Origin of the sequence: Sulfuricurvum sp. RIFCSPLOWO2_12_FULL_43_24, assembly GCF_001829605.1 — a bacterium.
Taxonomy (GTDB): Bacteria; Campylobacterota; Campylobacteria; order Campylobacterales; family Sulfurimonadaceae; genus Sulfuricurvum.
The window spans coordinates 1-12,418 of sequence record NZ_MIBT01000023.1 but is presented as its reverse complement, the minus strand read 5'-3'; the positions used below and the strand labels follow the sequence as shown (position 1 = coordinate 12,418).

Here is a 12,418-nt window from a genome sequence, read left to right as displayed (position 1 = left end):
CTTTAGTGGCTTAGCGCCCAGCGTAGGCTATCGGGGCTTTGCTCCGATGGCCGTTCAAATCAATTGGCTATTACGACCATCGCATCTCTTAGAGTGCGCTCTTTGTATCGAAACCCTTTTTGGAAAGTGTTTACGATTTCACCGCTTTCATGATCGGGACTGTCCACACGCTGTACGGCGTTATGAATATCCGGATTAAACGGCTCAGACTCATCCACAGGAGTGACTCCGTGTTTTTCGAGGACACTGAGCAATTGCTTCATTGTCAACTCAACACCTTCTTTGAGTTTATCAAGTAAGACGTTTGCATCCGCTTCAATCGCAGTAGCACCGATCGCCATTGAAAGCGAATCAACTACCGGAATTAAATCTTTGGCAAATTTCTCATTTGCGTACTCAAGCGCTTGATATTTCTCACGCTCAAGACGTTTTTTGATATTGTCGAAATCGGCATGTACGCGGGCGTACTTGTCTTTAAACGACGCCAGTTCGGCTTGTATAGTTTCTAATTCATTCATGCTCTCAGCAATAACTTCTTCACCTTCTGGAAGGGTAACTTGTTCTTCGCTGATCGCTTCTTCATTTACTTCTGTTGACATGATTTCTAAAGACTCCTTTGTTGAAATCTGACGTTATTATAATGCATTGAGTCAAGTGTTGTCAAGAGGTATGTGAATTTTTTTATGCAAAATAGTTGAGTCTATATATATCAACTATAAAAACTTCCCTAAAATGCTATAATAGAGCTAAAAAAAGAGCCCTTATGTCTATCACACGGTTTATACCGCTGTTTGCTTTAATCTTTTTCGCACTCATACTATGGTTTACTCCGCCGCCACTCGCGATGAGTCCTAATGTCTGGTACCTCTTTACTATTTTTATCACTACCATCGCCGCCATTCTTTTTAACCTCCTCCCTATCATCGCGGCTTCCATTATTGCCCTGGCCGTCAGTGTCCTGGCCGGAGTAATCGAACCCGCAAAAGCCTATGCCGGATTTTCAGAGAGCTTTATTCTCCTCATCGTTGCAGCTTTTTTGGTCTCTCACGCCGTCCACAAATCAGGTCTCGGGAAGCGGCTATCCCTTCATATTATCCGCCGATTCGGCCATTCAACATTGGGACTGGGATACAGTGTTATCGCCACCGATATCCTGATCGCCCCTGCATTTCCGAGCAACACGGCCCGCTCAGGAGTACTCTATCCGATCATCTACGGTCTTGCCCACGACTGTGGTTCGAAAGTAGGAGACAATACCCATAGACGGGCAGGAAGCTACCTGATGATGACTTCGATGGCAGGTCTTACGATCTCATCAGGACTGTGGCTCACCGCAATGGCGGTGAATCCGATCGGTGTCGGAATCGCCGAAACCATGGGAATACATATCACCTTCCTCTCATGGCTCCTTTATGCCCTCCTCCCTACCATTATCGCGTTCATCGCAATACCGTGGGTTCTCTTTAAAATCTATCCTCCTGAGCTTCGCGACACCCCAGATGCACCTCAAATAGCGAAAGATGCGCTCAGTGCCATGGGGCGAATCAGCCGCAATGAGTGGATTACCGGAAGCGTCTTTTTAGGGATGTTGATCCTCTGGTCTCTCTCAGGAATGTTTCCGATCGATAAAACCGCCGTTGCCTTCGGAGGATTAGGGATACTCATGGCAACACGGGTGTTTGGAATCGAAGATTTCAAAGCGCAGGGTGAAGCGCTCAGCACCCTCATTTGGTTTGCCATTTTGTTTGCCCTTTCGACCCAACTCGCTGAACAGGGGTTCATGCGCGCCGTTGCTGAACATTTTACCCTCTATCTCTCTGGCCTCTCATGGGTCAGCGTTTACCTGCTGCTCATCGTCATCTATGTCTTGATCCATTACCTCTTCGTCTCTCAAAGTGCGCATCTGTTAGCCCTGTTTGGTATTTTTCTCTCCATCGGTGTCAGTGCCGGAGTCCCGGGTGAATTAATGGCGATGATGCTGCTCTTTGCTACCAACTTTAACGCTACAATCACACCGCAGGGCTCTTCGTGCAATGCAATCTATCTCAGTTCAGGATACATCCAGCCCCGAGAGATTTACCTATACGGCGGAGCCATCACCCTGCTTAATCTGATGATATTCCTCATCATCGGCACACCGTGGATATTGGCCATCTCATGAATATGCTTCATCGATTCCGACGAACTAAAACTGCGAAAGTGCTTCTGGCATTTATCGCCTTCATTGCGGTTCTCTATCTCATTTTATTTTCCCTATGGGGTAACCGTCTGATGAGCCCTATTGTTGAGAAAGCTTTGAGTTCAGGGTTCTCAACACCAATGAACGTACAGGAATTTACCCTGCGCCACAATCGCTTTCATATGATAGCACAAGATGATTTCGGTAATACCCTCTCAACGCAAGGAGGGTTTTCGCTTCTAACTCTGCGTCTGTACGCCCATTATCGATTGGAATGTTTTAGAGCAGATGGGATGAATCCTATGCGTGTCCCTTTTAAAACCGTTGGAGCGTTTAGCGGAGGGATTGGCGCATTTAATATTCGGGGAAATGCCACGATATTCGGAGGGGATATCCTTTACAAAATCGAGTTGCATCGCTTTCATCTATCACAGCTCGATCTCATAATCGATCAGATCGATTATGAGCCTATGATGCATTATCTGGAGTACCCTTCCGATACCGATACACAACTGAGCGGTACCGTTGATTTGAGAGGACTTGATCGTCGTGATGTGATGGGAACAATCTACCTCAGCACCCAAACCAAACGATTTTCCCCCACACCGATCCATGAAGATGTCAACAGCACCTTTAATCTCAAATCTTTGTTGGCCGATAAATTCGGTCAAATCAAACCGTTCGATGTCAATGTTGCCCTTGATGCTTCTTTGGAACATGCCGGAATTTTGGAACAATTTGTCGGTCTCCCCTTAGCCGGAGCGCTTAGCGCACAAGGAACTTTGAGCGGGGATAAAACGCTGCTAAAATTCAAAGCTTCTTCGGATGTTGCCCGAAGCAACACAAAATTCACCGTTATTATCCCTGATTTGGAACCTTCCTCGATCCTATTGGATCTCCGAAACGCTGATGCACAACAAACCTTTGAGCTTTTTGCCCTTCCTTCACCCATCACAGGTCAAATATCGGCTTACGCAGAGTTAAATGCCACCGCCGGAACGCTCCAAACAACCATTCGTAAAGGTTCCACTATTCCAGATATCTTACAACAACACTACCGCATCACCCAGCCCCTCATCCATTTTGATGCCGATGTTAATGCCGATATCTCTGAAAAAGGGGTTCATTACCGGGCTTCATTCAAATCGGATCTCAACCGCATGGATATCGATAATACCACCGCGCATGATCAAATGCTTCGAGAACTTTTAAAAACTCTACGCTAGAAAGAACGCAAAGGGTAAATTTACCCCTTATGTTCGACAATCCCGCTATGAAAAATATTTCTTCCGTACTTGAGTACCACGATCGTACCAAACATCGTCCTCACGCATATGCCGCAAGTTTGGGATATATGGACTGGGCAACCCAGCCCGACCCCTATCGACGCTATCATGGCGCACCGTTGATCTCCCTCATACATTCTGAGGTAACACCACCCTATCATCTTCTGTTTCAAAAAGATGCTCTGCCAATAGCACCTTTGTGTATCGAATCGCTCTCCATGCTCCTACGCTACTCACTGGGACTTGCCGCGATCAAAAGTCATGGAGGGTCTTCATGGGCCCTACGCTGTAATGCAAGCAGCGGTAATCTCCAGCCCACTGAGTGCTATATTATCGCACCTGCCATCAAAGGGCTCAGTGAGGGTTCAACTCTCTCCCACTATGCTCCTCGTGAACATGCACTTGAATTACTTCATACGTATGATGAAACGTTAAAAGAGGGGAGCTTCCTGATCGCTCTGAGCTCGGTAATTTGGCGTGAAGAGTGGAAATACGGCGAACGGTGCTGGCGCTACTGCCAGCTCGATGCGGGACATGCGTACCAATCGATCAAAATTGCAGGCAGGATGCTGGGATGGGAATGCGAGATACTCCCTTCAGATACCGAAGAGATTGGACATTTATGCGGATTGGATCAATATCACCGCTTTCATCCGCATGAGATCGAGAGCCCTGATATGCTGATACGCATCGGAAAATCAAACACTTCGACCCTTCCGATCACACCGTCTCTCCCCTATAGGGCAAATACCCTGAGTCCGGCGCACCATGAATGGCCGATTTTAGAGAGGATAGAGAAGGCGACTCAAGGAATTTATCCGCTCCCCCCTCCGCTTCATCCAACACGTGATGTTCCAAACCCCTCCAAAAGCGCTATCGATGTTGTCCTCAAACGGCGTAGTGCACAGATGATGGACGGGAGCGGCATTACATTGGAGCAATTTCGTACCCTTTTGAATGCCTCCCTTTTTTGCACCCATGCGAGTGATGTCCATTTCATCCTCTTTGTACATCGGGTAGAGGGTCTAGAAAAGGGCTTGTACACTTATCTCCGTACCTCGGATGATCTTGAAACGCTCAAACATGCCATGGATGAAAATTTTAGTTGGAAAGATCTCGGAAAGGGACTTTATCTCCTCCGAAGCGGTGACTTTCGCGGTGCCGCACAAATGGTCTCGTGCAACCAAGAGATTGCCAAAGAGGGGGCGTTTAGTTTCGGAATGCTTTGTAACTTTTCAAGCTCACTTGAAACGCACGGTGCCATCGGATATAAAAATCTCTACCATCAATGCGGTGCCATCGGTCAAATGCTCTACCTCGAAGCAACGTCATTGGGATTAAGCGCTACAGGAATCGGATGCTTTTTGGACGATGAGTTTCACGCCCTTCTGGGGTTAAGGGATCAACAGTATCAGTCACTTTACCATTTCACGATCGGTCGTGCTATCGTCGATACACGGATCACGACACTCAAACCGTATTAACTACTTATTCTCCGCATCGGTGAGGGTAAGACAAAGGATCACCTTCTTTCCCTGAGCGTGAAGTACTTCGGAGGCTTCACTCAGCGTTGTCCCCGTTGTCACAATATCATCGACCAAAATTACCTCATTTTCGGCAAACGGTTTATAGTGAAACTGCCGAGGGTTCATGAGACGTTCTTCGACACTTTTACCGGCATACTTATGAGCGTTTGTAGCACGCAGTTTTCCATAGCGAGGGGTGATATTTGAAGCGTTCAATGCACGGTTCAATACCGCTGTGTGAGAATAGCCGCTGCTAGCATGATCATCGATTCCGATAGAAGCGACGCGACGCTCATACTGCCACTCGTGCGCAAAAGCCGCCAGCGATCGTTTGGCTAAAATGGTATAAATATAGTATCCGACATCGGTATGTTTACTCAGCAACAGAGGCTCGATATCGTTGTAAGGGAAAAATGAATAGACAGGGATGGAACCCATAATTTTGCGTTTGTGGAGTGTCGGAATAAGCAGTGAATCTTGACATGCGGGGCAGATGTGCGAGAGACTGAATCGCTCACACATCATGCAACGCATGGGTTAGTCCATTTTGAGGACGGACATAAACGCCTCTTGGGGAAGCTGAACTTTCCCGATTGCTTTCATCCGTTTTTTACCCTCTTTTTGTTTATCGAGGAGTTTGCGTTTACGGGAGATATCCCCTCCGTAACATTTGGCGGTAACGTTTTTACCCATCGATTTAACCGTTTCGCGAGCAATAACCCGGTTTCCGATAGAGGCTTGGATTGCCACTTCAAAAAGCTGACGAGGGACTATCTCTTTCATGTTGGTCACGAGTGCACGGCCGCGTGATTCCGAACTGCTGCGAGGGACGATAACGCTAAGTGCATCGACGACATCTCCCGCAACACGTACATCAAGTTTGACCAAATCTCCCTGACGAAATTCGATCGGATCGTAATCGAAACTTGCATACCCTTTCGAGGTTGATTTGAGTTTATCGTAAAAATCGACGACGATCTCATTCATCGGCATAACATAGATGAGCATAACACGCGTCTCGTTGAGATACTCCATCTTCTCTTGCATTCCCCGTTTGTTGGTCAAAAGGGTAATCACATTCCCCAAATAATCGGTCGGAACAATCACCGTCGCACGAACATACGGCTCTTCTATTTTATCGATGTTTTGCGGTTCGGGCAATTCGCTCGGGTTTTGAACTTCTACCATCGTTCCATCCGTCTTATAGACTTTGTAGACGACTGATGGAGCGGTAGCGATCAAATCGAGATTAAACTCTCTCTCCAACCGCTCTTTGACCACCTCCATGTGAAGCATCCCCAAAAACCCGACACGAAAACCAAATCCGAGTGCGATAGAAGTTTCCGGCTCATAACTGAGTGAGCTGTCATTGAGTTTTAGCTTATCGAGCGCATCACGCACCGCTTCAAACTCATCGGTATCAATCGGATAAAGCCCCGCAAAAACGAACGGTTTTGCAGGAGCGTATTCACCTACCGGCTCTTTCGTAGGGTTGCGAGCATCGGTAATCGTGTCACCGACTCGAATACTCCCCACCTCTTTAACCCCCAAGATCACAATCCCGATCTCTCCGGCTTTAATGCTTTGGGTTTTTTGACGACGAAGGGGATGAGGATACATCAGTTCCAGCACTTGATGATTTTCATCGTTGTGCATCAGTTTAATCATCTGCCCCATCTTGATCTCACCGTCAAACACACGAACCAGTGCCATCGCCCCTTGGTAGGAGTCAAACCACGAATCGTAAATAATCGCCTTGGTCGTAGCGCTCGGATCACCCACAGGAGCGGGAATACGATCGACGATTGCATCGATGAGGGTGCGGATACCCACACCCGTTTTGGCCGAAATCATGATCGCATCGGTTGCATCGATTCCGATGGTTGTTTCGATCTCTTCGGCAACCCGTTCCGGTTCAGCGGCGGGAAGATCGATTTTATTGATAACGGGGATGAGGGTGAGGTTGTTTTCCATCGCCATATAGACATTCGCGATGGTTTGTGCCTCGACCCCTTGAGCCGCATCGACGATGAGCAATGCACCGTCACTGGATGCGAGCGACTTACTGACTTCATAGCTGAAATCAACGTGGCCCGGAGTGTCGATCAGATTGAGGATATAGTGCTGGCCGTCTTTGACATAATCGAGACGGACACTTTGCGCTTTGATCGTGATCCCGCGCTCTTGCTCGATATCCATCGTATCCATCATCTGCTTGGAGAGTTCACGGTCACTTACTGCACCGCATTCTTGGATGATACGGTCAGCCAGTGTACTTTTCCCATGATCGATATGGGCGATGATAGAGAAATTGCGAATATTATTCATTAACTAAATAGCGAGTTAACGCTCTCGTTGTGATAGACACGGCGAATGACTTCAGCAAATAACGGAGCGACACTCAACACTTTGATCTTGTCACTTTGACCGCTTAATACCAACGTATTGGAGATTACCAGTTCATCGAGTTCACCGTTATTGAGATTGTCATACGCTTTTCCGCTGAGGACACCGTGGGTAGCACAGGCCATAACCGAGGTCGCTCCACGATTTTTGAGGGCTGCTGCCGCTTTGACCATCGTTCCTGCGGTATCGACCATATCATCGATAATGATGATATCTTTACCGGCAACGTCACCGATGATGTTCATGACTTCGCTTTCATTCGCTTTTTCACGGCGTTTATCGACGATAACCATATCCAGACCCAATTTTTCAGCAAAATATCGAGCACGTGCCACTCCGCCGATATCCGGTGATGCGATAACAGGGTTCGGAAGATTTTTAGAGCGAATATACTCTTCAAAAATAATAGCCCCATAGAGGTTGTCTACCGGAATATCAAAGAAGCCTTGGATTTGACCCGCATGCAAATCGATCGTAACCACACGGTCAATTCCCGCAGTTTCGAACATATCGGCAACGAGTTTAGCCGTAATCGGAACACGAGGAGCCGCTTTGCGATCTTGTCGTGCGTATCCGAAATAGGGAACAACTGCTGTAATAGAGTTGGCAGATGAACGGCGTAATGCATCGGTCATAATGAGGAGTTCCATCAAGTTGTCATTAGAGGGAGCACCGGTAGATTGGACGATAAATACATCACGTCCGCGAACACTCTCTGAGATTTGAACGTTGATTTCTCCGTCACTGAAACGTTTTACTGAAGCTTTGGAGAGGGGAACATCAAGGGTTCTGCACACTTCCGCTGCAAACTCGGTACACGCTGAACCGCTGAAAATTTTATATCCGCGCATTAGTCTTCCTCTTGAGCATAAATTATCGCGATTATAGCAAGAGGAGACTTAGGGTGAGATAATACGATACGCCTGTCATTCCGTACTTGATACGGAATCTGAGATCCTGAATCAAGTTCAGGATGACAAGAAACCGAACTTATGATTACGTGCGATAATCGGCATTGATTTTAACGTATTCGTGACCCAAATCACACCCGTAAGCGGTAAACTCACCGTCTTGAAGTCCGATGTCACAATGGATCGTAAAGGCCGATTTTTGCATAATCGCAGCGGCAAAAGGCTCGAGTTGTTCATCGAACAGAAGCTCCCCTTTTTTGTAAACACATACATCGTCAAACCAAATGCTCAAAAATGCTTCGTCACACATGATACCGCTTGCCCCGACGGTCGAAGCGATACGCCCCCAGTTGGGGTCTTGTCCGAAAAGTGCCGTTTTGACGAGAAGCGAATTACTGAGCGCTTTCGCCGCAATCTCCGCCTCTTTATGGTTGATCGCTCCGCTCACCTGATAGGTCACCAGCTTGGTCGCCCCTTCACCGTCACGTACCATCTCTTTCGCCAAAAAGAGCATGATAGACTCTAGCGCCTCTTTAAAAGCCGCCGCATGAAACGCTCCGCTTTGTCCGTTCGCCATCACTAAAACGGTATCGTTTGTCGAGGTATCACCATCAACACTTGCCGCGTTAAACGTCGTATGAACACACTCATCGAGGATGCTTTGCATGGTTACCTTATCAACTGCCGCATCGGTTGTGATAAAACAGAGCATGGTCGCCATCGCCGGATTAATCATCCCTGCACCCTTGGCCATGGCACCGAGGCGAAACGATTCTCCATTTTCAAGGACTACTTCATACGCAATTCGCTTTGCAAACGTATCGGTCGTCATAATCGCTTCGGAAGCGTTGATCCCCTCACGGCGGGAGAGATCAAAATTCATAGCACCTTCGATGATCTTGGCTTTCGGCAGACGTACCCCGATGACTCCGGTCGAACTCATTACCGGATTTTGAATCTGAGGAAATTTTGCTTTGAGTGCGTTCAAGACCTCATCGATATCATCGATCCCTGCCCGTCCCGTCATCGCGTTCGCATTTTTGGAATTGATGAGGACAAAATTTCCTTCAAATTCCCCCTGCGCACGAAAATGGCGTATCGGTGCCGCCGTCATTTTATTGGTGGTAAAGACCGAAGCGATAGTACACGGTTTCTCAGAATAGATGAATGCTAAATCCTTAGCACCCTCTTTTTTGAGTCCGATATGAATCCCATCGGCGAAAAAGCCGTTTGCAGCACATACACCGCCATCAATAGGGTTAAGAGTATACATAAAAAAATTCTCCTGGAAAAACAAGTGTCAAATTATAGAGAGTTTTTGATTACAAAAAAAGTAAAGGGGAAAGAAGGGAGGAATCTCCCGGAAAAGCGTGGGGACCACGCGAGAGATTACGAATCTTTTTTAAGGGTACGAAGCTCAGAAGCAGCGATACGAAGTTTTTTCGTAGTACCGTCTTCAAGTGTTACACGAACAGTACGAAGATTTGGTAAAAAACGACGTTTTGTTCTGTTTTTCGCGTGAGAAACGTTGTTCCCGCTCATTGGGCCTTTACCACTAATAGCACATTTTCTTGCCATGTTGGGGCTCCTTGCGTAAATTTAGGTTGCGAATTTTATCTCATGCAACCCAAAGTTTACCTTAAGTAATGGTTTAAATTTTACTAAAGGCTTCTTTAATCAATACGCCATTACAATTAGTCCACATTAATAATCGATTGGAACTGTGAGCCCGTGATCACACAAGAACAAATATCGCTTTACATCCAAAATATTCCGCCGACGCCTGCCATTGTCAAACAAACTCTCGAATTTGTCCGAGTCGGTGATCTGACCAAAGCCGCCAAATGTGCCGAAGGGGATCCGGCTCTCAAGCTCTACCTTAAAACACTCATTAACCGCCCCATCTACGGGTTTCGAAATGAAGTACACGACGTAGCCCAAATTTTTGGAATTTTAGGTACCTCGACAACACAACAAATTATGTACCATTACCTCCTAACCCTTTTGGCTCCGAAAGAGTGGAAGCTCTTTACGCTCAACAACAATGCATTCTATGATTTACAGGCTTCTCTGAGTCGAAAATGGGAAAAAATTCTTCGCCATCTTAATCTTTTAAACCATGATACCGAAAGCGCTATTACCCTTTTACCCGCCAGTATCATCGTGTGTGACGCACTCTTTGGAGATCATAAGAGCGAAGTGCAACAGCTGCGCAGTGTCAAAGCGCTGGATTACAATACCATTCTCTACCGTTTGTGCAAACAATCATTATTTGATATATGCACCATTATCGCTGAAAAATGGGAAATGTCTCCCACCATCAGTCGAATTGTTCATGCCGCATCGGGCTTGGATAAAGAGGTGGCACCCAACGAGAAAATTTTGGCCCAGTGGATCCATTTATTGCTCTTTTATGAACTGAGCCAAAGCAGCTATGTGGAAGGCGGATTAAACGAGTTTATCGATTTCCAAATCGAGTTCGTCCAAGATATTTATGAATCTTTTATGCAGGTGGTGGAGTACGATGAGAGCAACCGTTAAAGGGAGAGTCGCCATCTTCAATCCGCAAGGTTTTTTGGATGGCAACAATGCCCCCTCTTTTTTAAGTATTGATGATATCAAAGCAACCGAAGCTCTCAACGTCGATATGCTTCTTGTCTCCCTTAAAAAAGTGATATTTTTCAACAAAAACGGCTTGGATGTTTTTATTAAACTCATGCTCGCCATCCGTAACCAAAAGCATATTGCAATCGGTTTGTGCGATTACGATTCCGCCAAATTTAAAACCATCAAAGCGTTCTACGGAAACAACCTGAATTTTTCACTGTTTCGTACCGAAAAAATCGCCGAACTTTTTGCACCGACCAACAAAAGCGACCCAAAAACGGTCCTTCTTTACAATGATGACCCCTCTCAGCGCTCTGCAATGGCCATCGAACTGTTCGATTACGGACACAATCCGGTAATTGCCCAAAGCAAAAAAGAGTTTGATGAGAAAAAACAAAATCCTGACCTCTATTACGCCATTATCGAAGATACCTATTTAGGGCTGTTCGGTCAAAAAATCGCGACCCGTGTCACCGGCAATGCAATCATCTATACCATTGCCAACTTTCTTGATGCCGAAATCGGAAATACCTTTAACATCGCCTACCATAACAACTCACTCAATGTCGGGTTTCGCCTCTTCATCTTTGATGCGTACAAAGTGGTCTCGATGAATGTCCATGCATTGAACTTTTTCACCAAACTTGCCTCCTCCGCAGCTGAATACAATGCCTCGATCTGTTTTGTCGGGCTCACCTTCGAAAAAACGCCGCAAAGTTTTAAAAACGATCTCGAAGATGCCGGTATCATCTTTTTTGACAACATGGATGATATTCTTAAAAACAAAGAACTGCTCCAAGAACTCGGCGGAAGCAGCGCAGCAGCCTCGAAACAAATGCGCACTCTCAATAAAGCATTGGTCAATGAACTGCCTCATTTTATCGATGCTACGGTTTCAACCATTGCGATGATGACCAACGCTCAGGCTACCAAAGAGTCGATGAACGTTCAAACCCTCGACATCCAAAACAGTTCAAATCAGTACGCCAGCTCGATCGGATTCTATGGGGATGTGGATGGAATGATCATCCTCGTTTTCCCCAAAGAGATCGCCAAAAAAGCGTGTGAACTTCTTATCGGGGAAACAACCGAAGATGAAGAGGCAATTTTGGACTCTTTAGCAGAATTCGTCAATATCATCGGAGGACGTGCCAAGGCCCTGTTAGGGGAGAAAAAGCAGCATGTTGATATTACCCTTCCCCGTACGTACGGCGATGTTGCGTCCCTTATGGAGATGGCACAAAACAAAAAAGGGGTTCAAGTGAACCTTAGCTTCGAGGGGAGTAACTTTATCTTTTTCCTGACACGATAAAAGTGTCAAAGCTATCTAAAAATCTTTTTCGCTAAAATAACGAAAATATTATTCAAGGTGTATCCTATGCTCGTTGCTCCCAGTGTCCTCTCAGCCGATTTCGGTAATTTAGCGCGTGATGTCCGTGCCATTTGTGACGCAGGGTGTGACTTGGTACACGTTGATGTGATGGATGGACACTTTGTCCCCAA

11 protein-coding genes and 1 pseudogene are annotated in these 12,418 nt (G+C 46.4%); 6 read left to right on the top strand and 6 right to left on the bottom strand.

Translation table 11 applies throughout. The features are described from left to right. Positions 1-59: 59 nt before the first annotated feature. Positions 60-599: a nucleotide exchange factor GrpE gene (locus A3G19_RS02335; protein WP_015652786.1), complete on the bottom strand. Its 540-nt coding sequence runs from the start codon at positions 597-599 to the stop codon at positions 60-62. 164 nt (positions 600-763) lie between these two features. Between A3G19_RS02335 and A3G19_RS02330 the strand changes: the two genes are divergently transcribed. From A3G19_RS02330 to A3G19_RS02320, 3 genes are read left to right on the top strand one after another with little or no spacing between them, the layout of a single operon-like run. After that, positions 764-2,161 carry a DASS family sodium-coupled anion symporter gene (locus A3G19_RS02330; RefSeq protein WP_294870383.1) on the top strand — a complete coding sequence of 466 codons (1,398 nt, stop codon included), beginning with the start codon at positions 764-766 and terminating at the stop codon, positions 2,159-2,161. Beyond that, on the top strand, positions 2,158-3,405 hold the full coding sequence (locus A3G19_RS02325; RefSeq protein ID WP_294870382.1) for a hypothetical protein: 1,248 nt from the start codon (positions 2,158-2,160) through the stop codon (positions 3,403-3,405). Before A3G19_RS02330 ends, A3G19_RS02325 begins: the two co-directional genes overlap by 4 nt. A 47-nt stretch (positions 3,406-3,452) precedes the next feature. Beyond that, positions 3,453-4,949 carry a SagB/ThcOx family dehydrogenase gene (locus A3G19_RS02320; RefSeq protein WP_294870380.1) on the top strand — a complete coding sequence of 499 codons (1,497 nt, stop codon included), beginning with the start codon at positions 3,453-3,455 and terminating at the stop codon, positions 4,947-4,949. On the opposite strand, the gene A3G19_RS02315 is transcribed toward A3G19_RS02320, so the two are convergent. From A3G19_RS02315 to rpmB, 5 genes are all read right to left on the bottom strand, one after another. After that, positions 4,950-5,525: a phosphoribosyltransferase family protein gene (locus tag A3G19_RS02315; protein WP_294870378.1), complete on the bottom strand. Its 576-nt coding sequence runs from the start codon at positions 5,523-5,525 to the stop codon at positions 4,950-4,952. A gap of 3 nt (positions 5,526-5,528) precedes the next feature. Beyond that, positions 5,529-7,319 (bottom strand): translation elongation factor 4, encoded by a 1,791-nt coding sequence (gene lepA / locus A3G19_RS02310; protein WP_015652781.1) that lies wholly within the window; start codon positions 7,317-7,319, stop codon positions 5,529-5,531. Then, complete coding sequence (locus tag A3G19_RS02305; RefSeq protein ID WP_015652780.1) at positions 7,319-8,248, bottom strand: ribose-phosphate pyrophosphokinase; 930 nt, start codon at positions 8,246-8,248, stop codon at positions 7,319-7,321. The genes lepA and A3G19_RS02305 overlap by 1 nt, the downstream gene beginning before the upstream one ends. A 145-nt stretch (positions 8,249-8,393) precedes the next feature. Continuing rightward, positions 8,394-9,581, bottom strand: a complete 1,188-nt coding sequence (argJ, locus tag A3G19_RS02300) for a bifunctional glutamate N-acetyltransferase/amino-acid acetyltransferase ArgJ (RefSeq protein ID WP_294870376.1) — start codon at positions 9,579-9,581, stop codon at positions 8,394-8,396. A 116-nt stretch (positions 9,582-9,697) separates the two neighbouring features. Next, positions 9,698-9,886 (bottom strand): 50S ribosomal protein L28, encoded by a 189-nt coding sequence (rpmB, locus tag A3G19_RS02295; RefSeq protein ID WP_015652778.1) that lies wholly within the window; start codon positions 9,884-9,886, stop codon positions 9,698-9,700. A gap of 153 nt (positions 9,887-10,039) precedes the next feature. Here rpmB and A3G19_RS02290 point away from each other — a divergent pair, with 153 nt between their 5' ends. The 3 genes and pseudogenes from A3G19_RS02290 to A3G19_RS02280 form a co-directional block, all read left to right on the top strand. Continuing rightward, entirely contained in the window at positions 10,040-10,849 is an 810-nt protein-coding gene (locus A3G19_RS02290; RefSeq protein WP_294870374.1) for an HDOD domain-containing protein, read from the top strand. After that, entirely contained in the window at positions 10,833-12,227 is a 1,395-nt protein-coding gene (locus A3G19_RS02285; protein WP_015652776.1) for a chemotaxis protein CheX, read from the top strand. The genes A3G19_RS02290 and A3G19_RS02285 overlap by 17 nt, the downstream gene beginning before the upstream one ends. A gap of 66 nt (positions 12,228-12,293) precedes the next feature. Continuing rightward, positions 12,294-12,418, top strand: a pseudogene (locus tag A3G19_RS02280) (ribulose-phosphate 3-epimerase); the annotation flags it as partial.